The sequence below is a fragment of the Colwellia sp. RSH04 genome (assembly GCF_003545765.1).
In the GTDB taxonomy this organism is placed as follows: domain Bacteria; phylum Pseudomonadota; class Gammaproteobacteria; order Enterobacterales; family Alteromonadaceae; genus Colwellia.
In genome coordinates this window covers 171,359-197,003 of the sequence record NZ_QXIO01000001.1, presented here as the reverse complement: position 1 = coordinate 197,003, position 25,645 = coordinate 171,359, and the positions used below count along the sequence as shown (strand labels likewise).

Genomic DNA, 25,645 nt, shown 5'->3' with positions numbered 1-25,645 from the left:
GTTACACTCATAATTAGGTATACTGTTTTTATATACAGTTAATTGATGTGAGATTCTAGAACATGGCTCAACTTCGTAAAATAATTCATATTGATATGGACTGTTTTTACGCTGCGGTAGAAATGCGTGATTTTCCTGAGTATCGTAATATACCATTAGCGGTAGGTGGCGATGGCCCGCGAAGTGTACTTTGTACGTGTAATTATCAGGCTCGTCAATTTGGTGTACGTTCGGCTATGTCGGCAATAAAAGCTAAGCAACTTTGCCCAGAACTGAAAATTGTCCATGGCCGAATGGATGTGTACAAAGAAACCTCCGAGCGCATTAGAGAAATATTTTCACGTTATACCAGCCTAATTGAACCGCTTTCACTTGATGAAGCATTCCTTGATGTAACCGATTCAACACAGTGTCAGGGTAGTGCGACATTAATCGCGAAAAAAATACGTCAAGATATTTTCCAAGAACTTAATTTAACTGCGTCCGCAGGTGTTGCACCAAATAAGTTTTTAGCAAAAATTGCTAGTGACGAAAATAAACCTAATGGTCAATGTGTTATTACGCCAGACAAAATTGCGGCATTTGTTGAAGAACTCTCGTTAAAAAAAATTCCGGGTATTGGTCCTAAAACCTTTGACAAGTTACAGCGATACGGTTTTCGCACTTGTAAAGACATAAGAGAAACAGACGTAAAAAACTTGCAGCCTATCGTAGGTAAGTTTGCTCACACATTATTTTTAAAAGCACACGGTGTAGATCATAGGCCATTAGAAATTTGTAGGCAGAGAAAATCTCTCGCCATCGAAACAACATTACCTGAAGACATTATGTCAGAAGTTGAGTGCTTGGCAGTAATCGAGTCGCTTTTTGATAAACTATTAACAAGGTTAGATAAACACACTAATCGACATATTGTACGCCAAGGTATCAAATTAAAGTTTAATGACTTTAACCAAACAACGGTTGAACAACAGAGTCAAAGTTGCCAAAAAACAGTATTCAAACAGTTATTAGCTAAAGCATTGGCAAGGGCTAATAATCGCGGTATAAGACTTGTTGGTTTAACTTTAGGCTTTGCAGAAGAATCAGAAAGTGATTTGCAACTTTCCTTACCCCATTTTTAAGTCGAACTTCGGAAATAACATTGAAAAGTACAGCCTTACAGTGTGCTGTTGGATTATTGGCTCGTCGAGAACATTCCGAGCTTGAAATACAACAAAAATTGAAACAACGAGAGTATCTACAAAGCGATATTGATGCCGCAATATCGCAGTTATTAGAAAAAAACTACCTGTCTGATAATCGGTTTGCAGAAACTGTGTGTCGATACCGTTCAAATAGGGGGTATGGTTGGCAATATATTGCTAATGAACTTAAACAAAAAGGTGTTTGTTCAACAATTATTCATCAATTGCATAAAAACTGTGAAATTGATTGGTATCTTCAAGCTGAGCTTGCGTATAATAAGCGTTTTGGTATAAAGACCATTTGCGATCAAAAAGATAGAGCCAAAAGAATACGCTTTTTACAATACCGCGGTTTTTCCACAGAGGAAGTTTTAGCGGTGGTAAATGCTAATTAAGCTTTTGAGTTATTAACGAAACCTCACTAGAGGTAATCGCAGTGTAGAAAGTACTACCCAGTATTAATTGAATGAACGATTGAGAGCCCCATGATTAAAAGCACCGCCGAAGTACGCCAAGCATTTTTAGATTTTTTTGCCACCAAGCAGCATCAAATTGTCAAGAGCAGCTCTCTTGTACCGGGTAATGATGCGACCTTACTTTTTACCAATGCCGGAATGGTACCATTTAAAGATGTATTTTTAGGTGCTGAGAAACGTAGTTATACACGTGCCACTTCTGCACAGCGTTGTGTACGTGCTGGTGGTAAGCATAATGATTTAGAAAATGTTGGTTATACTGCTCGTCATCATACCTTTTTCGAAATGCTAGGTAACTTTAGCTTTGGTGATTACTTTAAAGAAGATGCAATCACTTATGCGTGGACATTTCTTACGGATGTTTTAGGTTTACCGAAAGAAAAACTGCTTGTTACTGTGTATGAATCTGATGAAGAAGCCTTTTCTTTTTGGAAAGATAACATAGGTGTACCTGCTGAAAAAATAATTCGTATTGGCGATAAATCACCTAGTAAAAAATATGAGTCTGATAATTTCTGGTCAATGGGTGATACCGGCCCTTGTGGCCCATGTTCTGAGATTTTTTATGATCATGGTGAAGAAATCTTTGGTGGACCTCCTGGCTCTCCTGATGAAGATGGTGATCGTTTCATTGAAATTTGGAACATTGTCTTTATGCAGTTTAATCGCCAAGCAAATGGTGATATGGAGCCACTACCTAATCCGTCTATAGATACAGGCATGGGGTTAGAGCGTATTTCTGCAATTATGCAAAATGTTCATAGCAACTATGAAATTGATTTATTCCAAGCCCTTATTAAAGATACTGCGCATCTATTAGATTGTTCAGACTTAGAACATAAATCACTTAGAGTAATCAGTGATCATATCCGTTCATGTTGTTTCTTAATTGTTGATGGTGTTGTGCCGTCAAATGAAGGTCGTGGCTATGTTTTAAGACGTATCATTCGTCGCGCAATACGCCATGGTCATAAACTTGAAGCTAAAGGTCATTTCTTCCATAAACTAGTTGCTTCTCTTATTGAGCAAATGGGCGAAGCTTATCCTGAACTATTGCAACAACAAGCCATTATTGAAAAGCTACTACGTATTGAAGAAGAACAATTTGGTCGTACCCTAGATCGCGGTATGATGTTATTAGAAGATATTCTTTCAAATTTAGACGGCGATACTATTTCAGGTGAAGACGTCTTCAAATTATACGATACCTATGGTTTCCCCGCTGATTTAACGGCAGATATTGCTAGAGAGCGTCAATTAAAGATTGACCAAAATGGCTTTGATGTTGCCATGGGGTTACAAAGAGAACGCGCTCAACAAGCAAGCCAGTTTGGAACTGATTACAACCAACAATTAAAATCAGATCATAAAACAGGTTTTAAAGGTTATGACAATGACTCGTATTCTGCAACTGTGGTTGAATTGTTTAACAACCAAGAGCAAAGTTCAGTCAATGAACTGCAAGCAGGTGAGCAAGGTATCGTTATTCTTGATAGAACACCTTTTTACGCAGAATCAGGCGGTCAGGTAGGTGACACCGGTTTATTACACCTTGATGGTGGCGTTTTTGAAGTTGAAGATACCATTAAGTTAGGTAATGCATACGCCCACTGTGGTGTTGCACGTACTACTATGGGGGTTAATCGTCGTGTTAAAGCTGAAATAGATGTATCACGCCGTGCGGCAATTGTTAAAAACCATACTGCAACTCATTTATTACATGCTGCACTAAGAAAGGTGCTAGGTGAACATGTTACTCAAAAAGGTTCATTATGTGACGCTGAAAAACTTCGTTTTGACTTCTCCCATTTTGAAAGCGTAACCGCGCAAGAGTTACACCAAGTTGAGCAGATGGTTAATGATGAAATTCGTCGTAACCATGAAAAGCAAACTGAATCTATGTATATCGAAGAAGCTAAAGAGAAAGGTGCGATGGCTCTTTTTGGTGAAAAGTATGATGACGAAGTGAGAGTTGTAACGTTAGGTGACTTCTCAATTGAACTCTGTGGTGGTGTACATGTAAATAGAACCGGTGATATTGGTTTATTAAAGATAGTCTCTGAATCAGGTATTGCAGCAGGTGTACGTCGTATTGAAGCCGTTACAGCAACATCTGCATTAGAATATATTAATCAACAAGCAAACAAATTAAATAATGTTGCTGCGTTAGTTAAAGCAGATGCTAATAATGTTGATAGCAAAGTTGAGCAGTTAATTATTCGCTCAAAGCAACTTGAAAAAGAAATAAGTCAACTTAAGCAAGAATTGGCTGCGCAAGCGGGTTCAGATCTTGTAAGTAAAGCTATTGATATTAATGGTATTAAAGTACTTATTGCTGATTTAGATGGTGTTGAAAGCAAAGCCTTGCGTGGCATGGTCGATGAGCTGAAAAATAAAATGCAATCTGGCATTATTATGTTAGCGACTGCTAATGGGCCTAAAGTAGGCTTAATTGCAGGCGTAACAAAAGATTTAACCACTAAAGTAAAAGCGGGTGAGTTAGTTAACCTTGTTGCCCAGCAAGTCGGCGGAAAAGGCGGTGGACGTCCAGATATGGCGCAAGCTGGTGGTAGCCAACCGGAAAATATCACTGCAGCATTAGCGTCAGTTCAACCTTGGCTATTAGAAAAGCTAAGCTAAAGTCTAAACTAAGTTTATAACTATATTTTAAAAGGAGCGTAAGCTCCTTTTTTTATGAAAAAGCGATTGATTGTTATCAGGATGTAAATATATACAAATGGTTACTGACCTAGGACAATTTTTAACAGCTTTTGTGTAAAAAAAGGGCTATAAAACTATTCAAAGGTAAGTGATTATTGATATGATCCTGCTTATTAATTTAGTAGCAAATACTTATTTACTACTAATTATAATGTTTCATTTTAACACTTCATTGGAAATGAGTGTAAAAATGAATAATGACTTTTTTCGAAAACTTGACTATTACTTAAGAGTAAACAGAAAAAAGTAAACTAATCCAGATATATTACTAGCTTATATATATTTAGTGATTCTCATTATTTGAAAAGGAAGATGTATGCTTATATTAACACGACGCGTCGGTGAAACTTTAATGATAGGTGACGAAGTTACCGTAACTGTTTTAGGCGTTAAAGGAAATCAGGTAAGAATAGGTGTTAATGCGCCAAAAGAAATCTCAGTACACCGTGAAGAGATTTACATGCGTATACAAGCTGAAAAAGGCGATACTGAGGCATCAGGAAATAAACTTTAATCAATGTTTGTTTTCTTTTAGAAAAGCACCACACCGTGGTGCTTTTTTTATGTATATAGTTGTCAAAACTTAATCTTGAACATACATCTATGCACAACGAGTGCGTTTTCGCTTTACAATGTTTATTGTATACAATAGACTGGGCTGCATATAAGGAACGTTGTATGACTCAGGGAAACGATGTCGAGCCATTTCAAATCTGCTATTCAATGTTTATCATTGTTAGCACGCTTTCACCAAATTCCAGCAGAGCCTAGTGCTTTAATAAGAGAATTTCACCCAGACAGTGCATCTGAAAACGCGGAAAAACTACTCCATATTAATGTTGTTAGGGCTGCAAAAAGTTTAGGTTTTAAAGCTAAGTTCATTCAAGATAAACCTGAAAAACTCAGCGAGCATTTATTACCTGCCATTGCACGCCATAAAGATGGTCACTTTTTTATTATTGCGAAAGTGGCGAATCAAGAAGTGCTTATTCAAGAGCTTGTTTCTGATGATAGCAAAGAGAAAACTCGTAATGCACCCACTACCCATAGCTTTGAATCGTTATTAAACTTTTGGCAAGGTGAGTTATTACTGCTCTCTAAACGTAGTTCATTATTTAGTGGGGTAATGAATGAAAGTGCCAAATTTGGTTTTTCATGGTTTGTGCCCGCCTTAATTAAATACAAACCGTATTTTAGTGATGTGTTTGTTGCCTCATTCTTTATTCAACTGGTGGGTTTAGCATCGCCCATTTTCTTTCAGGTTGTTATTGATAAAGTGCTAGTTCATAAAGGCATGACCACCCTAGATGTGTTGGCAGTCGGCTTTTTTATTGTCATCACTTTTGAAGTCGTACTTACTGGCTTAAGAACTTATGTGTTCTCGCATACAACCAACAGAGTCGATGTAGAGCTAGGCAGTAAACTTTATAAGCACATGTTGTCTTTACCTGTGGCGTACTTTAATGCTCGTCGAGTAGGTGATACGGTTGCACGGGTAAAAGAACTTGATAGTGTACGTGAGTTTTTAACGGGCTCCTCGCTTACCGTTGTTCTTGATGTACTTTTCAGTACCATTTTCTTTGCGGTAATGTTTTATTACGCACCACTACTCACTTGGATAATTGTGGGCACCATTCCCTTTTACTTAGCGCTTTCTTTATTAGTAACGCCTACTTTACGCAAACGATTGGATGAAAAGTTTCAGCGCAGTGCAGAAAACCATTCCTTCCTAGTCGAATCGGTTAATGGCGTAGAAACCATTAAGGCGATGGCCGTTGAGCCGCAGTTACGTAACAGTTGGGAAGATAAATTGGCTGATTATGTTAACACCTCGTTTAAAACCAGTAACCTTAATAATATTTACAGCCAGGTCGCGGCTTATATTAATAAAATTGGGGGCTTGCTCACCTTATATTTTGGCTCGATAGCGGTGGTCTCACAAGAGCTTACTATCGGGCAATTTATTGCTTTTAATATGCTTGCTCAACGCGTGAGCGGGCCGATAATGCGTTTGGTTAATTTATGGCAAGACTTTCAACAAGCAAACATTTCATTGCAGCGCTTGGGCGATGTATTAAATGCCCCATCAGAGCCTGGTTATAATCCTAATCGCGCTACCTTGCCTGATATTAAAGGACAAGTTACCTTTGATAATGTCATCTTTAGATATGCACCAAATCGCCCGCCTGTACTTAATGATATTAGTTTTGCATGTCGCCCCGGTGAAGTTATCGGTATTGTTGGCCGTTCTGGCTCAGGTAAAAGTACTTTAACTAAACTGGTGCAACGTTTATATGTACCAGAAGCTGGCCGAGTGTTGATTGATGGTGTTGACCTAGCCATGGTTGAGCCTGCATGGCTACGCAGGCAAGTAGGTGTAGTACTACAAGAAAACTTTTTATTTAATCGCAGCGTACGAGAAAACATTGCCTTAGTTGACTCGGGCATGTCGATGGAGCAAGTGGTAAAAGCCGCTCAATTAAGCGGAGCCCATGAATTTATTTTAGAGCTGCCTGAAGGTTACGACACGATTGTTGGCGAGCAAGGTTCATCGCTTTCAGGCGGGCAAAGACAGCGTATTGCCATTGCAAGAGCGTTAGTGACTAACCCTAAAATACTTATTTTTGATGAAGCAACCAGTGCGCTTGATTATGAATCTGAAAGTATTATTCAGGCGAATATGCGTCGAATCAGTCAGGGTCGCACGGTATTTATTATTGCCCATCGTTTATCGGCAGTAAAAGATGCTAATCGCATTATGGTGGTTGATAAAGGGCGCTTAGTTGAACAAGGCAATCACCAGCAGCTGGTAAAGCATGGTGGTATTTATGCGCAGTTGCACTCAATTCAAAGTCATCAAGGTTTAGGTGTAGCGGCTAAGCCCGTTAGTCAAGTTAAGCCAGCTACAAGGCCAATAACTAAACCAGTACAGCAACAAAATGTTGCTCCTCAATCGTCTCAACAACAGCAAGCTGTTAATCAAACTGAGCATCCAAGTAAGGAGTCTGAGCATGACCACTAGTTCACATGATACTCAGTCTTCTAAAGCGCATCGTAAATTAGCTCGCGAAAAACTCGCCTTTTTACCAGCTGCCCTTGAAATTCAAGCAGCACCACCACCTAAGTGGAGTCGCTCAATGTTATGGGGCATAAGTGCACTTATTCTTATTGTGATTTTGTGGGCATTGTGGGCAGAAATAGACATTATTGCTACGGCACAAGGTAAAATTGTCCCTAGCGGGCAAGTAAAAGTAATTCAACCCTTTGAAACCGGCGTTGTTAAAACTATTTTTATTAAAGAAGGTCAGCAAGTAAAGGCAGGCGATAAATTAATTGCCTTAGATAGTACATCTAACCAAGCCGATGCGGATAGATTACAAAATGAATGGCAAGGTAATAACAATGATCTAGCAAGGTTAAAGGCATTTTTAGCTAAGTTAAGCTCCTCTAATGTTGACTTTAATAAAAATACCCATGCTACGGCTAAAGTAAATGAAGCAGCTAAAGCAACTAATGCAACTGAAACCAAGCTGCCATTAAATCAGCAGCTATTATTGGATAGCAGTTGGCAAGAGTATCAATCAAAGCTTGATAGCTTTATTAGTGAAATAGTAAAACTCAAAGCCGAGAAAAAAGCGATAAATATAAATGTTATTCGCTTAACGAAAACTCTACCACTGGTTACTGAGCAAGTGGAAAGCTTAGCATCCTTATTAACTGAATCTCTGGTGGCACGTAATCAATACTTAGAGCTAGAAAAACAGCGTATTGAACAAGCAGAAACCTTAAATCTAGAACACGCCAATGTAGAACAAATAAGTGCCAGTATTATTGCTGCCCAGCAAAATCTTAAAGCCTACCGCTCTGAAATAAGACGCAACACCTTACAAGAAATCAATCAGTTATCACGACAAAACGAAAGCATTAAACAAGAGCTGACCAAAGCAAAGCGCTTAACAGAACTACGTATTCTCACTGCGCCCGTAGATGGTGTGGTCGAAGAGTTAAGCATTGCTACCATAGGCGGCATAGTAACCCCAGCACAAGAGCTATTAAAAATAGTACCCAACGAACAGCAACTTGAAATTGAAGCAGGGCTGCTTAATAAAGACATAGGTTTTGTTCATACAGGGCAAGTAGCAGAAATAAAAATAGACAGCTTTCCGTTTACTAAATACGGGGTAATCGACGGTGAAGTGATTGATATTTCAGCTGATGCCATTGAACATGAGCAAATGGGCTTATTGTTCCCTTTAAAGGCTGCAATAGATACTGACAAAATTAACGTTGATGGAAAGTGGGTCAAGTTAAAGCCGGGCATGTCAGTTACGGTTGAAATTAAAACAGGCACCAGAAGATTAATGGAGTTTTTATTAGCGCCACTAATGCGTGGTGTTAGTGAAGGGGCGCGAGAGCGTTAATATGGGTTAATAGGCTCTATTGAAGGGAAATAATTAAAGATAATAGCTAAGAGTGTTTAGCAATTGGGGATTAATTTGAAGGAGTATTTATGAGGATTTTCGGCTGGTTTGTTAGTAATAAAAATAGTTACAAGCACTATAAAAAGTCAATTTTGGTTGTGCTTAGTCTGCTATTAATAGGCTGTATCAGTGCCTGTAGTAGCATTGAGAAAATACGCTCAGATAGTTTGTTTGAGCAATATTGTAATGAAGAAGGGCGGGTTGGTCAGTTTATCTATGAACGGGTGGCGTTAGGTGAAGAGTTTTTTAGACCTATTCCTACGGATGCAAAGGAGCTACGCCGAGTCGATAGTATTTATTTCATTGATAGTGATAGTGGAAAACTCTTACTTGATAAAGATACTTTTAAGAATAGTTACATACGCAATTTTTGGGAAAAAACACTGTTATCACCTGTAGGGCCTATTTATTCTTTGGAAACTACAATTATCAGGAAATCTGATGGTAAAACTCTAAGCAAAGCTGTTAGCTTATTGAATATGCTGGGGAAAACTCGAAAGCACTTACCTGTTAATGGGGTTACCTGTCCAGTAGGTAAAGATAGTAAAGGACAACCCTTATCAATGATAAATCATCGAACTTTGATTGAGAAAACTATTTACATAAAAACAATTTAAAGGAATAAGAATATGGACATAAAAACATTATTTAATGAAGCCTTATTGGCTCAGGCAGCTTATGTTGATGGTCTAACCTCTGGAATGACAGGCGAAGATTTAGCAAAAGTGTTAAAAGAAAGTGATACTAGTATCACCCAAGCGCAAGCTGAATACTTTGCTTCTAAGTATAAAGTAGTTCAACAAATGAATGAATCGGGCTTTTCAGCAACGTTATTTCAAAATATTGAAAGTGGTGAATACCACCTTGCTAACCGAGGTACCGATGGCGTATTAGATGGTGACTGGACCGATGCCAATGCCAGTAACTCAGCCTATGGCATGGCTTATAATCACGTTGCAGAATTAATAAACTTTTATCTTCAAGTTACGCATTCAAAACTGGTTTCATCAAGTGAGAATTTACGACACCTTGCTTTTGAAACATCACAAAGTAAGCAACAACTAGCAATAAGGGAAGCAGCCTAATGATATTTTTTAACCCATTAATCAACAGTAACAATACGCACAACAGATACATCAGGCTTGTGCTTGCAGCTTTCTTTATTGTAGTCGTTGGTAGTATTAGTGCCTGTAGTAGCATTGAGAAAATACGCTCAGATAGTTTGTTTGAGCAATATTGTACTGAAGAAGGGCGGGTTGGTCAGTTTATCTATGAACGGGTGGCGTTAGGAGAAGAGCTTTTTAGACCGATTCCTGCCGGTGCAAAAGCACTGCGCCGCCTTGATGGTAGCTTTTATATCAATAACAAAAAATTACTAATCGATAAAGAGCGCTTTGAGCAGCATTATTCTCTTAGCTTTTTTGAAAGAAAAGAGCTTTCATCGATAGGGCCTATTTATTCTGTGGAAAGCGCTATAGTTCGAAAGAGTGATAGCAAGGTATTAAGTAAGGCGGTGAGTTTATTAAATATGCAGGGGAGAACCAATAAATACAACCCCGTTCAAGGAGTATATTGCCCTGCAGGTCGTGATAGTCGTGGTATGGCTTTTTACCACGAAAAACATATGAATTTGATTGAAAACACATTTTTTAAGCAATAATATTTAAGGGATTAAGTACATGAAAATCAAAATACTATTTGAAGAGGCATTGTTAGCACAGGCAGCTTATGCTTCTTTATCCGTAGGAATGGAAGGTGTCACACTCATTGATGCTTTAAAAGCTTTAGAGCCTGATGGTTTAACTCAAGCACAAGCAGAGTACTTTGCTTCTAAGTATAAAGTAGTTCAACAGGTGAATGAATCGGGCTTTTCAGCGACATTATTTCAAAATATTGAAAGTGGTGAATACCACCTTGCTAACCGAGGTACCGATGGCGTATTAGATGGTGACTGGACTGATGCTAATGCCAGTAACTCAGCTTATGGTATGGCTTATAATCACGTGGCAGAATTAATAAACTTTTATCTTCGTCTTTCCAGTTCAGGCGCTGATGTACCACAATATGGGTTTGAAGAGGTGATAGTAGACACTGGGGATAAAGCACCAGAAAGCTCCGTGCTGGTCGGTCATGTTGAAAGTGATTCTGATTATGAAATTATAGAAGATATCTATTTGGTTTTTAAAGAGACAAGTCGCACTACAGGAACTGGTGTAATTGCTGATACTAAAATAAATGTAACAGGACATTCTCTCGGAGGTCACTTAGCTGCTACATTTGCCTTATTATTCCCTTCCATGACTAAGCAAGCAACCACCTTTGATAGTGCGGGTATTGTAGGTGACCATTTTGATATTATAGCCAGCCTTATTGGTGATGTTGTTGGTTTAACGCCAAATAAAATGGCTGAATTAAATACTCATATTAATAACTTCAAAGCACCATTAGACCCTATTTCTCAGCCAACTTTATGGAGTACTACGCATCCTGGAGGAAAATTAACTAATATTTTCATTGAGGCAGAAGATGTATTAGGTGATTTACCAAGCCACGATATGGACAGGTTGGTTGACTCTTTAGCGGTAATGAACTTACTTTATTTGCTTGATAATTCGATAACCTTAGAAAAAGCCAATGAATTACTGCCAAAAGCGTCAAGTGATGAATATACTGAACTAGAAGGTATGATGAACCATTTAGCTAGGTTATTTGGTAAAGAAACTGTCGCTATAACAGAAAGTGACCATGACCAAGTATATCGTGTTATTAAACAAATCACAGATACGACAGAAGAGAATAGCTATAGCATAACTGCTGTTTCTGAGAACACGGTTAACCATGCGTTGGCAGGCGAAAAAGCGTCTTTATACGCTTTAGTACATTTACAACCCTTTGTCGTTAGTGGCACCTCAAATACTATTACCAATACGTTATACAAGAAGCATGATAACAATGATGCATTAGATGTTGAAAACTACTCAAAGCAATACTTAACTGACCGCGCTGCTATGTTGCACTGGCTGATTGAATATAATCAAGAAAATAAAGATTATGATAAAACATATAGTGATAGCAGTTTTACAGGCAATGTTACTTTTATTGATATGAAATCAGACGTGAATAACGGTCAAGATCTTGAATTAAATATCAATGGTAAAGGTGGTTCAGCAACTTATGAACGAGTAATATTTGGTACGGATGGTGATGATTCTAATATAAAAGGAGACGCTAAAAACGATCGTTTATATGGTGGCGATGGAAAAGACATTCTCTATGGAAAAGAAGGTGACGATCATTTAGAAGGAGGCTTAGATAATGATAAGTTATATGGTGGTGATGGTGGTGACTTTCTTCTGGGGGGCAAAGGTGATGATCATTTAGAGTCTGGTGAAGAAGATGTTTATGGCGAGGGAGCAATTAATATACTTCATGGTGGCGATGGCCGTGATACTTTGGTTGGCGGGGATGGAATAGATTACCTGTATGGTGGTGATGGTAATGATTCTCTTTGGGTAGGTAAAGGCGCTTTACATGTGGTTTCATGGAATGAAGCAGAAGCTAAAGATGCAGATATTGTAATCAAAGGTAGTAGTATGGGCTTTACACTCGGAACCGAGCTTATGGTTGGGGGCGATGGTTTCGACTCATACTATCTTGGCGCATCAGCTAACCATGTAATCATTCATGACTCTGATGGACAAGGTGCAATACATGGTGGTGCAGAAGATATTGGCGATAAAACCTACGTATTCACTGGTGGTAAATATCTTCGAAAATACAAAGATGTTGAAACAGGACTGCAAGTTGATGTTTATCTTGAAAATGACTATTCAGGTTCAGGTCTCGGAGGGAGAGAATATCACATAGTTTATGAGTTAGATGGTAGTCAAACATTAATTACTTATGGTGTCACAATACCCAATTTTAGTAATGGTATGTTAGGTATTGATCTTGAAGGAGGCCGTGTAGGAGAAGGGATTAATGTTATTGATGATATTCTGAAAAAATTCAATTTCGATGAAGCATTTGAAGCAGCTGATGTTGAAATGATAAAGATGGCGTTAAGAACTATTTATAGTCAGTCAGCAATTGCAAGACAGATGTTAAGTGACTATGCGTATCAAATTTCTATAAAGCCTGAATTAATAAATACTGATTTTGACACATCTTCTACAGAGAGTGCCCTTTTAACTTCTGCAGGGCAAGACCCTGAGTTTCCAGGAACTATTGGGGCTAACACACCCTCAATGAGTTTTGATTTACAGTCTCTTAATAAGAATACTTATATAAGCACAGAAGGTAAGGCTGTAAAAGATACAATTCAATCGGCTCTTGTTTTTGAGTTAGTTAGTTTTATTTATAAGTTAGGTGATACGAATACCCCTGGTGAAACAAGTGATGCTATCAGTTTTGCTAATACTATTTTAAATGAAATGGGCTTAGCTGAGCGCTCTTCAGACCTAGCCTATGATGAGACGGGCAATACTCATATAGCTAACTTTGAATACACACAGGGGCAAAGCATAGATCGTGCATTTACGTTGCTGTCTGAAAAGACTGATGAAAACAATATTGACACCTCTGGTGGCGGTAACTTGAAAGATCTCATTATTGGTAATGAAACAGCTAATACGATAAGGAGTGGCTCTGGTGATGATTTTCTTCATGGTGGTGCGGGCAATGATCGCCTTTACGGCGGAGAGGGCAATGACTATTTAGTGGGTGGTGAAGGAGCTGATTATCTTTCTGGTGGATATGGTATTGATACCGTTGATTACAGCACCAGCATAGAAGGCGTTGATGTAGAATTAAGCTCTGGAAAGGCATGGTATGGAGATGCCACTGGAGATACATTAGTTGCTATTGAAAATATTGTAGGTTCATCTTGGAGTGATTACTTAACTGGTGATGTGGGTGATAATGAATTAACTGGCGGTAAAGGTAGGGATTACTTATATGGTGGTGCTGGAAATGATACGTATGTCTTTAATTTTGGTGATGGTGTTGATGTCATTACTGATAGCCTTGGCTCAGATAAGATTGTGTTTGGCGAAGGTATAACATCTGAAAACTTAAGAATAAGTCATGATGTTACAGAAAGTCATTGGTTAATTGAGCTTTATGATGATTTTGGTGATTTAACAGGAGATAAAATAACAATCAACAATGCTTTTAAAGATTTAGATAAGCAAATAGAGAGTATTGAATTTTATGATGGTACATCACTTAATTTAGAAAATATTACATCGCGGGCTCAAACTTCAGCAGTGCAGTATTCTAACGACTATTTTTTTAATTGGGGTATGGGTACTGTACGTATATATGAAGATCAAAATGGTGGCTTTGATACAGTGTATTTCGGTATAGATGTTGGAACTGATAGTTTAGAGCTTTCAAAAGATGGGAATGATTTAATTTTATCTCTTTCAAATTATAGTAAATTAATAATTACCAATTATTACCGTTTTAGAACTGATGACGAGTATATTCCAAAGCATGAGGCAATATTTGGCCCAAAAGAGTTTATTGATGATACTTGGACTATCGAACGCTTTGTATTTGGTTTGGGTGGTACAGGCTATGAATGGGGCGCTTTACATGCTGAAGTTCCTTATATTGAACCAATTAAAGGCTCTGAAGAATCAGATACTATTACGGGTACTGATAGTGACGACGTTATAGATGCTGGTGGCGGAGATGATATATTGCAGGGGGGAATAGGCAGTGATATCTATCGTTATAAATTAGGTGATGGTAATGACATTATCATTGACAGTGACGGTGAAAATTATCTTAAACTTGGTAAGGGGATCACAACTGAAAATATAAGTATTGAAGCAAGTGATGACGTTTGGTCTGGTAATATGGACATATACACCTCAACGGGAGATAAACTTTCTATACAAGGCAATAATTCTGACATACTTAGCGTTAGTACTATTAGGTTTTTTGATGGAACGGTTTGGGAAGCTGCAGATTTTTTCAGTCATATGGTTGTAGTGGGGACAGATGGTGATGACAGTTTAGATTATAGTCCACTTGAATTTGGTACTACATTTGATGCGGGATTAGGTAATGACACTATTTTTGGTGGTTCTGGTGATGATACTTACCTATTTAATTTTGGCGATGGTCAAGATGTCATCCTAGAAAATAATGGTGAAGATAAAATTGTTTTTGGTGTAGGTATAACTGCCGATAACTTAAGAATTACTCATGATGAAACTGAAAGTCACTGGATTATTGAGCTGTTAGACGATGGCGGCAATTTAACTGGAGATAGCATTACAGTTGAAAATGCATTTATACCGTTAGTTACTAGGGCTTTAAGTAGTGAGGAACGAGTCGATAGATCGTATATCATCGAGAGTTTTGAGTTCTTTGATGGCTCAGTGATGACTTATCCAGAAATCCAACTTGCTGCACAAAAGCTATATACCGATTTAGAACCTGAAATCGTCACAAGCATAGAAGGCACCAGTGAAAGCGATACTTTAGTTGGTGATGAAAATACTAACATTATAAATGGTTATGACGGAAATGACGTGATTAATGGTGGACTTAAAGATGACACTTTAAATGGTGGAAATGGTGATGACGTTTACCTTTATGAATTAGGCGATGGTAACGATGTTATTAATGAGTTAGAAGGAAATGATACGTTACGTTTTGGTGTAGGCATCACACCTGAAAACATTTCAATTACGGCCAGTGATACTGATATGTTTATCACACTACCTGATGGACAAGTGGTGACTATTATTGACTGGAGGAAAACTACTTATTATACAAGTGGTGGTATTTATAGAGTAATTACTGAGTCACGTATAGAGCAACTTGAGTTTTCAGATGGTACGGTATGGCAAGATGAAGATATTTTCTCAAATATGGTCATAGTAGGTGTTGAAGGTGACAGTTATATTTATAATGGCTCTACAGTTTTTGGCACTCATTATGATATGGGGTTAGGTGACGATGACGTGTATGGTGGAAAAGGCAATGATGTATATAACTATAGTTTGGGAGATGGTAACGATACAATAAGTGATTTTTATGGTCTTGATATTATACGTTTTGATCAAACTATTACCCCTGCGGATATAACGGTTACGGTTTCTGGTAGAGGAAGAAATCTATCGGTTGCATTACCGGATAATGCTATAATTACGATAATGGGTTGGAATAATCGTGATCTATTACTTGAAAAACAATTTGAATTTGCTGATGGTACGGTGTGGCACGCTGAAGATATTATCGCAAATATGGTGACAGAAGAAGCAGATAGTTTATCAGCAGAGTTAGGTTTCAATTTACTGGTTCAATCAATTTCAAGTTTTGGCGATGGTACTGATGAGTATGAAAGACAGCCCTCGAGTTATAATACCATTCTTCCTATTGTTGAAAGTGCTTTTTAATACAGTATACCTATGAATTAATGAGAATATTCTCTTTTAGTTTGTTAAAGGCGATTAACGCAAGTTCTTCGCCTTTTTTGATCAAGATACAATATGATTTACTCACACTTTAATTGCAATTTTGGTTAAAAAACACCACATTTGCATGAATTGTCAGCAAACAGTTCAAAAAGACAAATTAATTCGAAAAATTGTTTGACTTATTTTTAAGATCCATTAATATTCGCACCCACTGGAGAGGTGGCCGAGTGGCCGAAGGCGCTCCCCTGCTAAGGGAGTATCTGGTTTATCCCGGATCGAGGGTTCGAATCCCTCCCTCTCCGCCATTGCGGACGCGTAGCTCAGCTGGATAGAGTACCTGGCTACGAACCAGGCGGTCGCAGGTTCGACTCCTGCCGCGTCCGCCACTTTCTTTTCTTCAAAGAAAGTGGTTAATGAATTGAAGAGCAGCTACTATTAAGGCTGGTTAAAGAAGTTTTTAGACCGCGGACGCGTAGCTCAGCTGGATAGAGTACCTGGCTACGAACCAGGCGGTCGCAGGTTCGACTCCTGCCGCGTCCGCCACATCTCTTTGAGATAGAAAGACCTAGCTTATGCTAGGTCTTTTTTTTTGCCCTTTAAAAAGCATTTTACCAATCCACATAAAGAGGTGAGCACTTAAAACGAGATAGGCGAGTTTTACGGCTAAGAGATCACTTTCTTATACCGACTGGGATTAAATACTGTTCGTCATAAATGTAATGCTGTATTTTCAATTTCAAGCCATTTTCTGATTATTGTGCTTACGTCATCATTATCTGCTGAAGAATGCATAGTTAACCTCAGCTCGGGTTAAGAGATAAGTTAATCGTTTGAAATTGTTATACTTGTGGTTTCAGCAACTCACTAGCTTGATAGTTTTTCTTAATTCAAGGCAAATTCATTAAGAATAGTTGTTCTATTGTTTATGAATTAAACATAGAAGTAAGGAAAAATAGCTGCTAGGGAGCTATTTATTATCCCGAGCTGAGGTTAGTTAACTAATTCTAAGTCAACACGCCCTAAAGTCGGGATAATAGATAAGCAAGCTGTATATGTTAATAGCTGCAATTGTTCGGTATGACTATCTTAGGAGGCCACGTCGATAAAATTCAATTGATAAATTTAAGCGGTGATGCGTTTTAAACTATACCTCTTTGTAATCTAAGCTATCAGTATTTATAGCGGTTAAAGAATTATTAATTGGTCGTTTTTTGTTTTAATTGTTTATTAATTAGATAGTTCTTGATTTGGTAAAGTGTAATTGTATGCAAGATTGATGAATAAAACTTAACATATAGGATACAGTATACGAACGTTGGATTTTTTTCCAAAGGCCATATTTTTACTAACTTAGATATTATATACAATATTAAAATATGCTAAATGTGCTGCATATTTATTGAAAATAAGTGAATATTTCGCTCTTTGGGGGGTTGACGTAAATTTTTTTTTATGAAACTAACGAAAAGCATTTGCTTTTTAGTGATTGGAGTGATTATTCTAATTACAAGAGAATCGTTAGAGAAAAAAAATGGACAACATGCAACAAGAATTTATAGAAGCAGGAACATTAATGCTAGCAGGGATGGTATTTGTTTTTGCTTTTTTAAGCGTATTAATCATTTTTATTAATACTGTACTGGCCAAGTTATCAGTAAAATTTCCTGATGCGGTGGTTGAAAGTAAACCAAGAACCAATAAAAAACAAAATAAAGCGGCTAGTGGAGATATTTCACCAGCAATCGTAACAGCAATTAGTAGTGCAGTTACGAGTTACCGACGCAAGCATTCTCAACCAAAATCATAAAAATATAAAAGGTATCGTCATGAGCAAGCCATTAGGTATTACTGAAGTTGTCTTAAGAGATGGACACCAATCACTATTAGCAACAAGACTTCGCTTAGAAGATATGTTGCCAATTGCTAAGACACTTGATGAAGTGGGCTATTGGTCAATTGAATCTTGGGGTGGAGCAACTTTTGATTCTTGTATTCGCTATTTAGGTGAAGATCCGTGGCATAGAATTCGTACATTAAAAAAGGCGATGCCTAATACGAAACAACAAATGTTGTTCCGTGGACAAAATATATTAGGTTACCGTCATTACGCTGATGATGTCGTTGAGAAGTTTGTTGAGCGAGCTCACATCAATGGTATTGATGTTTTTAGAATTTTCGATGCGATGAACGATGTTAGAAATTTACAAACATCAATCAAAGCTGCGGTTAAAGTCGGTGCACATGCCCAAGGTACGTTAAGTTATACAGAAAGCCCTGTTCACACGCTAGAAGGCTGGTTGACAATGGCTAAGCAGCTTGAAGATATGGGCGCCCACTCTTTATGTATTAAAGACATGTCTGGTCTTTTAAAACCTTATGATGCACAAGAGTTAATTGGTAAATTAAAAGAAACTGTTTCGCTACCTATTGCACTTCATTGTCACGCCACAACAGGGTTAAGTATTGCAACCCAAATGAAAGCAATTGATAGCGGTGTAGATGTTGTTGATACTGCTATTTCGTCTATGAGTATGACTTACGGTCATTCTCCTACAGAGACGATCGCTTCAATTGTTGATGGCACTGAACGTGACACAGGCTTAAACGTAGATAAAATGGCTGAAGTTGCGGCATATTTTCGTGATATTCGCGAGAAGTATGCTCAGTTTGAAGGTAGCTTAAAAGGGGTTGATGCACGTATTTTAATGGCACAAGTTCCAGGCGGCATGTTAACAAACATGGAAAATCAGCTAAAAGAGCAAGGTGCAGCAGATAAATTTGATGAAGTATTAACTGAAATCCCTAAAGTAAGAAAAGATCTTGGTTATATTCCATTAGTGACACCTACATCTCAAATTGTTGGTACGCAAGCCGTATTAAATGTTTTAACGGGTGAGCGTTATAAGTCGATAACTAAAGAGACTTCAGGCGTTTTAAAGGGCGAGTATGGCTCAACAGCTGCTCCAGTTGATACGGCATTACAAGCAAGAGTTCTTGATGGTAAAGACGTTATAACATGTCGACCAGCAGATCTTCTTGACCCAGAAGTTGATAAACTGTCTGATGAATTACAGTCTTTAGCTAAAGAAAAGCGTATCGAACTGGCTGAAGATGTTATTGATGATGTACTGACTTATGCTTTGTTCCCACAAATTGGTTTGAAATTTTTAGAGAACAGAAACAATCCTGATGCATTTGAGCCTGTGCCAACAAAGCAAGTTGCTCAAGCACCTTCTGCACAAAGCACTAGCGCACAGCCAGCAACTGCACCAGAAAGTTATGCGGTAAGCGTTGATGGTAAGGTATATGATGTTGTAGTTGCCCCTGGTGGTTCTATTGATTCAATCAAAGTACCTGTTGGTGGCGATGAAACCATTAAACAATCAGCATCAATATCTGCAGAAGAAACATTGAATGCGCCTTTAGCGGGTAATATTTTTAAAGTTTTAGTGAGTGAAGGGGATCATGTTGAAGCTGGTGATGTCGTTATCATCATGGAAGCAATGAAAATGGAAACCGAAATTCGTGCCGTATCTGCCGGTGAAATTGTCTCGTTATTTACCAAAGAAGGTGACTCTGTTGCTGTTGGTGATGCTTTGCTTAGCTTTTCGTAGGAGATAAGCATGGAATCTTTATACACATTGTGGATGTCAACTGGCCTTGCAAATTTTCAGTCAGGTCAGGTTGTCATGATGCTTGTTGGTTGTGGCTTACTGTACTTAGCTATTGCTAGAAATTTTGAGCCACTATTGTTATTGCCAATGGGCTTTGGTGCGATCTTAACGAATATTCCTATTGCAGGGTTTTCAGAGATTGGTGGGTTATTACATTACATTTACTATGCAGGCATCGATACAGGGATATTCCCACTGATTATATTTATGGGTGTTGGTGCCATGACTGATTTTGGGGCGCTAATTGCTAACCCCAAAACCTTGTTATTAGGTGCGTCAGCTCAATTTGGTATCTTTGCTACTTTATTTGGCGCAATTGCGTTAAATATGGTGCCAGGTATTGAATTTACCTTAAAGGATGCTTCAGCTATTGCTATTATTGGCGGCGCTGATGGCCCTACGGCAATCTTTTTAGCTTCAAAATTAGCACCTGAATTACTGGGTGCCATAGCGGTAGCTGCATACTCATATATGGCGCTAGTACCCATTATTCAGCCACCTATTATGAAAGCGTTAACTTCAAAAGAAGAACGAAAGATTGAAATGGCGCAATTACGCCCAGTAACAAAAATTGAAAAAGTAATATTTCCTTTAGGTGTATTACTCATGACAATCTTTTTCTTACCAGCAGCAACGCCATTAGTCGGTATGTTCTGTTTAGGTAACTTAATGCGTGAATCAGGTGTAGTTGATAGATTAAGTTCAACCGCTCAAAACGAGCTAATCAATATCACGACAATATTCTTAGGGTTGGGTGTAGGCTCTAAATTAAGCGCCGAAGCATTTTTAAATGTAGAAACGCTGGGTATTCTTGGTTTAGGTGCTGTTGCATTCTCTATTGGTACGGCTTCTGGGGTATTAATGGCAAAATTGATGAATAAGTTCTCTAAAGATCCAATTAACCCGCTTATTGGTGCTGCGGGGGTGTCAGCAGTACCTATGGCTGCTCGTGTGGCGAATAAAGTCGGTTTAGAGGCTAACCCACATAACTTCTTATTAATGCACGCTATGGGGCCAAATGTAGCTGGTGTTCTCGGCTCAGCCGTTGCTGCTGGTATTTTATTAGCCCTTGTAGGCGGTTAATGCTTTATTAATTTTGATGTATAAAAGCTCGGTTAATACCGAGCTTTTTTGTTTCTGAATGTTGACCCGTCCTAAAACAAGTTAAGTGTTCAGAGCTTATCATTCAAATTTTAGTGAACTCATTTGAATTAATGAATCATAACAAAGGTCAACACGCCCTAGTAATTTAGTAAATTAGTTTTTAAAATAAAGGAACTTATTACGATATGGAATTGATATGAAATTAGCCTCGCTTGCATGTATTGCATTACTTACATTATCTGCCTGTTCTACCTCAACAACAGGAAGAAATCAGGTAATGTTATTTTCTGAAACTGAGTTGAACAAAATGGGTGCTGCTTCTTTTGATGAGATGAAGAAGCAAACCCCTATTAGTAAAGATAAACCTACGGTTGATTTTGTACAATGTGTTGCTGATGCTATCACAGTGAATGTACCTAAATCTGCTCATCAAGGAGAATGGGAAGTTGTCGTTTTTGATTCAGCTCAGGTAAATGCTTTCGCCTTACCCGGTGGTAAAATTGGTGTGTATACAGGCATTTTGAATGTTACTGAAACTCAAGATCAACTCGGTGCCATAATAGGTCATGAAGTTGGTCATGTAATAGAGCATCATTCTAATGAGCGTTTATCAGCAAATAAATTGTCAAATATAGGTGTCGCCGTTGCCACTGTCGCAATAGGGGCAAGCGATGTTGATAACAAAGGCCTATGGATGGCAGGATTAGGTGTTGGCTTACAATACGGTGTCATTATGCCATATAGCCGTTCTCACGAGAGTGAAGCAGATATTGTCGGTCAAGATTTAATGGCTAAATCGGGTTTTGATCCTAAAGCAAGTATTAAGTTATGGCAAAATATGGACAAACTCAGTAATGGCGCTGCACCTGCTGAATTTATGTCGACTCATCCGTCGAATCAAACTCGTATTAAGCAGTTGGATCAACATTTAGCGCAATCTATGGCTTTGTATAATAGAGAAAAGAGACCCAATTGTAAAAAGCCACGTGTTATCCCAAAACCACCAGTAACAAAAAAATAAACAATGTCATTACTTGGCAGGTACAGCCTAATTGTATCTGCCATGGTAAATGAGTTTATGGATGAAGTTTATGCTGGAGCCAGTTGTTTTCAGCTTTTTCAAAACAAACTCTATCGTGTAACCTATTTGCTCTACCTTGCCAAAATTCAATAAAGTGTGGCTTTACTCGCCAGCCGCCCCAAAACTCTGGGTGAGGTACTTCACCTTCAGAAAACTTTTCAGAGTAATGTTTCATGCGATCTTTAAGTTCGTTATCGTATGTTAACTTTTGGCTTTGTTTAGATGCCCATGCGCCAACTTGGCTGCCTCTATCTCTACTATGAAAATACTCAGCTGACTCTTCTGTAGATACTTTTTCTACTGTACCTTCAATACGCACTTGACGTTGTAAAACGTTCCAATGAAACAATAAGGCAACTTTATCATTGCTGGTTAGCTCATGGCTTTTTCGGCTACTGTAGTTAGTATAAAAAATAAAACCTTTATCATCGAATGATTTAAGTAACACCATACGCGAGCTAGGTTGCCCTGAACTTGAACAAGTACTGACCGACATCGATTCAGGTAATAAAATGCCTGATTTATTGGCGTCATCAAACCATTGCTGGAATAAAGCAAAAGGGGAACTTTCATCCGTAATGTCGGGTAATGGTAATGCCACGCCTTGTCCAAAGGTGAACAAACAGCGTAATTTTTCAAATAAAGTCATAGGATAAGAGTGAATATGTTCATCTGTAAGTGGCTGGTTATTTTATGCCTAAATGCAGTGAATGCAAGGTTAGCTTAATAGTTTATTTTCGGTGAGGTTATTCGAGTAGGCTATTCGGTTAGATAAATCAGGGATATAAACACTACAAGGGGAATAAGTTAATCGCTTAACTCTCTTGTAGTGCAACAAGTATTTAGAAAAGTCAGGCTGGAGATTACCAATCTTCACTATCATCTAATAACTCTTTTAAACGCTTTTTCTCCATTAATTCATCAATGCGCTTTCGAGCAAGCAAGTTCTTCTGGGCTTGTTCTTGCGCTATTTTATTCGCTAATGTACTGCTTCCAATATTGGTGTCAGTACTTTCTGAAGGTTCTTGTGTACTATATAATTCTTCAGCGAAGTCATCATCAATATCATTTACCATTGCTTATGCCTCATCATTTCAAGATGGTTAATAAAAAATAATTAGATAGATATGTATCAACATAGGCAAATACAAGGGTATTTTCAATTATTTTTTTGTTACTTTTTTAGTTGTTTAAACAACGTTCGATATTGGTTTACAGTGAAGAGCTTGATAAACTTGAATTAATCCTTTTTTCTTTTCTCTCTAGCCTTTGCTTATGAATAAACAGCAATTTTCAACGTGGATAGCTGGGCTTGTTAATCAAGCTTGGGTACGTCAGCATAGGCGTTTAGTCTTAATGAAAGGTGATGAGCAGTGGGCGAGCTCTTTACTAGCATCCAGCTCAATAAGTCATCTATTAGTCGATAATGAAAATTGTTTTGTTTACGGAGACAGCGCTACCTTTAACGCAAATATTCCCTATAAACGATTTCGAGATTTTTTGGGTCGTGAATGTCAATGCCTTATTTTTAGTGATAGCCAATTCAATTTTGATGCCTTTGCGGCACTCTCAGGTACCTTAAAAGCAGGCGGACTATGCTTTGTGTTGCTGCCTTGTGACATAAACTTAAAAGTTCAGCGATTCATGCAACGATTTTTAACGCATATTATAAACAATGAGCATCATATTATTATTGAGCAAGGTGTTGACAGTAACCTAGTCGATATAAAGGTACAACAAGCTCCAAATGCTGAAAAGGCTTGTCATTATTTAAATGAAAATCGAGTAATAAAAGGTGAAACACTGTTACTAGGTTGTGCTAATGAGGCACAACTTGATGCGGTAAATGCTGTAGGAAAAGTTCTCACAGGCCACAGGAAAAGGCCTTTAGTACTGACCGCTGATCGAGGGCGAGGTAAGTCAACGGCGCTTGCTATTGCTTGTGCTCAATTGTTGAATAATCATAAAGCTGAGCGTGAAAAGTTGCATATTGGTGTGACGGCTCCCGACAAACAAGCATTATCGGTGTTTTTTCAACAGTTAGCTGCACGTTTACCTGATATGTCTACGTTAAATGGTGAAGTTACCTTTATCGCAATAGATGATTTAGTGCAAAATCATCATACGTTAAGTTTGTTACTTGTTGATGAGGCCGCAGGCGTACCCGTTTACTTGCTTCATTCATTGTTGAAAAAATATCATCGAACTGTATTTGCTAGCACTGTTCATGGTTATGAAGGCGCTGGGCGTGGTTTCACTGTGAAATTTACTCAAATATTAGCGCAATTAACACCTAAATGGCACGCCTTACATTTAGCAAAGCCCATTCGCTGGGCTGAAAATGATCCGTTAGAGCAACTAGTTTTTGATGTTGGTTTATTGAATGCTAATTTGCCCGACCTAAATAAGAAAGTAATTCAACCACTTCAATCAAAAGCAACAGGGCTTAATAAAAGAGCGCTTCTAAATGAAGGTCTGTTATTTGAACAAATTAATATAGAACACCTTCTTAAAAATGAGGTGTTGCTCTCACAAATTTTTGCCATTCTTATTTCTGCACATTACCAAACCAAGCCTAGTGATCTGAAAATGATGCTAGAGAACCCAAAGGTTAGGTTATTTACCTTAAGTGCTGTTCATGATGAGGAAACTAATCTTGTTGGTGTTGCCTTATTGTTAATTGAGGGGGGATTGCTTGAGGGGCAGGTAAGCACAGAAGATGTTAGTGCTGTGCAGCAATCGAAAAGGCGCTTAAAGAGTCAATTTATTCCTCAATCATTATTAACTCATTGCGCCATGGAAAATGCATTTGACTATCGTTATTTACGAGTCATGCGAATAGCAATACATCCTGAAGTGCAGCATGCGGGGTTTGGTTCATATTTTATGAAGCAATTATTAAATTATGCTCAAGATAACCAAGTGGATTATATAGGCGCAAGTTTTGGTGCTAATTATGGGTTGTTTTCTTATTGGATAAAGCAAGGTTTTTCAGCGATTAGGCTTGGTTTCAATAAAGATAAATCAAGTGGTGAACATTCTGTTCTAGTGTTACAACCGCTTACATGCATGGCGAAAAGCGCGCAACAATCGTTAGCCGCTGAGTTTTCAAACAGTTTTAGGCATTTATTACTTGATGAGTTTAAGGGGTTGCCGAGCGAGTTGTCAGCTTTAATACTTTCTCAATGCAAAGAAACTGATATGCCATTGTTAACCCAATCGGATCAAAGAAAAATAGCTGCTTTTGTTAACGGAGAAATGTTATATAGTCATTGTGCTTACAGCTTATATTTGTGGTTTGTACACTTTCTTTTGCAATTAAATAGCGATGTTCCTGAACATACGTCAATATTAGTTTCTCGTTTGCTACAAAAAAATACGGTTGCTCATGTATGTGAACAATATGGACTCTCAGGTAAAAAAACGTTGAATCAATTGATTATTCAATATGTTAGTAATCACTTTAAAAGTTAATATACTTACTG

The 25,645-nt window shown here is 38.1% G+C and carries 17 protein-coding genes and 3 tRNA genes; 18 read left to right on the top strand and 2 right to left on the bottom strand.

The annotated features are described in order from the left end of the window. Positions 1 to 62 precede the first annotated feature (62 nt). From dinB to D1094_RS00720, 17 genes are all read left to right on the top strand, one after another. Positions 63 to 1,124, top strand: coding sequence for a DNA polymerase IV (gene dinB, locus D1094_RS00800; RefSeq protein WP_118958183.1), 1,062 nt, complete (start codon positions 63 to 65; stop codon positions 1,122 to 1,124). 20 nt (positions 1,125 to 1,144) lie between these two features. Beyond that, entirely contained in the window at positions 1,145 to 1,582 is a 438-nt protein-coding gene (locus D1094_RS00795) for a regulatory protein RecX (protein WP_182440058.1), read from the top strand. A 90-nt stretch (positions 1,583 to 1,672) separates the two neighbouring features. After that, entirely contained in the window at positions 1,673 to 4,303 is a 2,631-nt protein-coding gene (alaS, locus tag D1094_RS00790) for an alanine--tRNA ligase (protein WP_118958181.1), read from the top strand. A gap of 397 nt (positions 4,304 to 4,700) precedes the next feature. Further along, positions 4,701 to 4,898 carry a carbon storage regulator CsrA gene (gene csrA / locus D1094_RS00785; protein ID WP_118958180.1) on the top strand — a complete coding sequence of 66 codons (198 nt, stop codon included), beginning with the start codon at positions 4,701 to 4,703 and terminating at the stop codon, positions 4,896 to 4,898. A 180-nt stretch (positions 4,899 to 5,078) separates the two neighbouring features. Then, complete coding sequence (locus D1094_RS00780; protein ID WP_118958179.1) at positions 5,079 to 7,406, top strand: type I secretion system permease/ATPase; 2,328 nt, start codon at positions 5,079 to 5,081, stop codon at positions 7,404 to 7,406. Further along, positions 7,396 to 8,805 (top strand): HlyD family type I secretion periplasmic adaptor subunit, encoded by a 1,410-nt coding sequence (locus D1094_RS00775; RefSeq protein ID WP_182440057.1) that lies wholly within the window; start codon positions 7,396 to 7,398, stop codon positions 8,803 to 8,805. Before D1094_RS00780 ends, D1094_RS00775 begins: the two co-directional genes overlap by 11 nt. Positions 8,806 to 8,894: 89 nt before the next feature. Continuing rightward, positions 8,895 to 9,482 carry a hypothetical protein gene (locus D1094_RS00770; RefSeq protein WP_118958177.1) on the top strand — a complete coding sequence of 196 codons (588 nt, stop codon included), beginning with the start codon at positions 8,895 to 8,897 and terminating at the stop codon, positions 9,480 to 9,482. 12 nt (positions 9,483 to 9,494) lie between these two features. Further along, positions 9,495 to 9,950, top strand: coding sequence for a hypothetical protein (locus D1094_RS00765; protein ID WP_118958176.1), 456 nt, complete (start codon positions 9,495 to 9,497; stop codon positions 9,948 to 9,950). Further along, entirely contained in the window at positions 9,950 to 10,525 is a 576-nt protein-coding gene (locus D1094_RS00760; protein ID WP_118958175.1) for a hypothetical protein, read from the top strand. The genes D1094_RS00765 and D1094_RS00760 overlap by 1 nt, the downstream gene beginning before the upstream one ends. A 19-nt stretch (positions 10,526 to 10,544) precedes the next feature. After that, positions 10,545 to 16,280, top strand: coding sequence for a calcium-binding protein (locus D1094_RS00755; protein WP_118958174.1), 5,736 nt, complete (start codon positions 10,545 to 10,547; stop codon positions 16,278 to 16,280). Positions 16,281 to 16,514: 234 nt separating this feature from the next. Then, a tRNA-Ser gene (locus D1094_RS00750) sits at positions 16,515 to 16,606 on the top strand. A 4-nt stretch (positions 16,607 to 16,610) separates the two neighbouring features. Further along, positions 16,611 to 16,687, top strand: a tRNA-Arg gene (locus D1094_RS00745). 80 nt (positions 16,688 to 16,767) lie between these two features. Then, positions 16,768 to 16,844: transfer RNA gene (locus D1094_RS00740), tRNA-Arg, on the top strand. Positions 16,845 to 17,832: 988 nt separating this feature from the next. Continuing rightward, entirely contained in the window at positions 17,833 to 18,108 is a 276-nt protein-coding gene (locus D1094_RS00735; RefSeq protein ID WP_118958173.1) for an OadG family protein, read from the top strand. A 19-nt stretch (positions 18,109 to 18,127) separates the two neighbouring features. Then, positions 18,128 to 19,915, top strand: a complete 1,788-nt coding sequence (gene oadA, locus D1094_RS00730) for a sodium-extruding oxaloacetate decarboxylase subunit alpha (RefSeq protein ID WP_118958172.1) — start codon at positions 18,128 to 18,130, stop codon at positions 19,913 to 19,915. A 9-nt stretch (positions 19,916 to 19,924) separates the two neighbouring features. Beyond that, positions 19,925 to 21,058, top strand: coding sequence for a sodium ion-translocating decarboxylase subunit beta (locus tag D1094_RS00725; protein ID WP_118958171.1), 1,134 nt, complete (start codon positions 19,925 to 19,927; stop codon positions 21,056 to 21,058). Between the two features lie 217 nt (positions 21,059 to 21,275). Continuing rightward, a complete protein-coding gene (locus D1094_RS00720; protein WP_118958170.1) occupies positions 21,276 to 22,100 on the top strand; it encodes a M48 family metallopeptidase in 825 nt (274 codons plus the stop codon). A gap of 55 nt (positions 22,101 to 22,155) precedes the next feature. Here the strand turns inward: D1094_RS00720 and pdxH are convergent, their stop codons facing one another. Then, entirely contained in the window at positions 22,156 to 22,809 is a 654-nt protein-coding gene (pdxH, locus tag D1094_RS00715; protein ID WP_118958169.1) for a pyridoxamine 5'-phosphate oxidase, read from the bottom strand. A 214-nt stretch (positions 22,810 to 23,023) separates the two neighbouring features. Beyond that, complete coding sequence (locus D1094_RS00710; RefSeq protein ID WP_118958168.1) at positions 23,024 to 23,236, bottom strand: PA3496 family putative envelope integrity protein; 213 nt, start codon at positions 23,234 to 23,236, stop codon at positions 23,024 to 23,026. Positions 23,237 to 23,435: 199 nt separating this feature from the next. Here D1094_RS00710 and D1094_RS00705 point away from each other — a divergent pair, with 199 nt between their 5' ends. Continuing rightward, positions 23,436 to 25,634, top strand: coding sequence for a GNAT family N-acetyltransferase (locus tag D1094_RS00705; protein WP_118958167.1), 2,199 nt, complete (start codon positions 23,436 to 23,438; stop codon positions 25,632 to 25,634). The last annotated feature ends 11 nt before the right edge of the window (positions 25,635 to 25,645 follow it).

Bases quoted from the DNA above. Each gene is read 5' to 3' on its own strand.
- pdxH (WP_118958169.1), bottom strand. From the start codon at position 22,809: ATGACTTTATTTGAAAAATTACGCTGTTTGTTCACCTTTGGACAAGGC.
- D1094_RS00705 (WP_118958167.1), top strand. From the start codon at position 23,436: ATGAATAAACAGCAATTTTCAACGTGGATAGCTGGGCTTGTTAATCAA.
- dinB (WP_118958183.1), top strand. From the start codon at position 63: ATGGCTCAACTTCGTAAAATAATTCATATTGATATGGACTGTTTTTAC.
- D1094_RS00760 (WP_118958175.1), top strand. From the start codon at position 9,950: ATGATATTTTTTAACCCATTAATCAACAGTAACAATACGCACAACAGA.
- D1094_RS00775 (WP_182440057.1), top strand. From the start codon at position 7,396: ATGACCACTAGTTCACATGATACTCAGTCTTCTAAAGCGCATCGTAAA.
- oadA (WP_118958172.1), top strand. From the start codon at position 18,128: ATGAGCAAGCCATTAGGTATTACTGAAGTTGTCTTAAGAGATGGACAC.
- D1094_RS00710 (WP_118958168.1), bottom strand. From the start codon at position 23,236: ATGGTAAATGATATTGATGATGACTTCGCTGAAGAATTATATAGTACA.
- D1094_RS00780 (WP_118958179.1), top strand. From the start codon at position 5,079: ATGTCGAGCCATTTCAAATCTGCTATTCAATGTTTATCATTGTTAGCA.
- D1094_RS00765 (WP_118958176.1), top strand. From the start codon at position 9,495: ATGGACATAAAAACATTATTTAATGAAGCCTTATTGGCTCAGGCAGCT.
- csrA (WP_118958180.1), top strand. From the start codon at position 4,701: ATGCTTATATTAACACGACGCGTCGGTGAAACTTTAATGATAGGTGAC.
- D1094_RS00725 (WP_118958171.1), top strand. From the start codon at position 19,925: ATGGAATCTTTATACACATTGTGGATGTCAACTGGCCTTGCAAATTTT.
- D1094_RS00770 (WP_118958177.1), top strand. From the start codon at position 8,895: ATGAGGATTTTCGGCTGGTTTGTTAGTAATAAAAATAGTTACAAGCAC.
- alaS (WP_118958181.1), top strand. From the start codon at position 1,673: ATGATTAAAAGCACCGCCGAAGTACGCCAAGCATTTTTAGATTTTTTT.
- D1094_RS00755 (WP_118958174.1), top strand. From the start codon at position 10,545: ATGAAAATCAAAATACTATTTGAAGAGGCATTGTTAGCACAGGCAGCT.
- D1094_RS00720 (WP_118958170.1), top strand. From the start codon at position 21,276: ATGAAATTAGCCTCGCTTGCATGTATTGCATTACTTACATTATCTGCC.
- D1094_RS00735 (WP_118958173.1), top strand. From the start codon at position 17,833: ATGGACAACATGCAACAAGAATTTATAGAAGCAGGAACATTAATGCTA.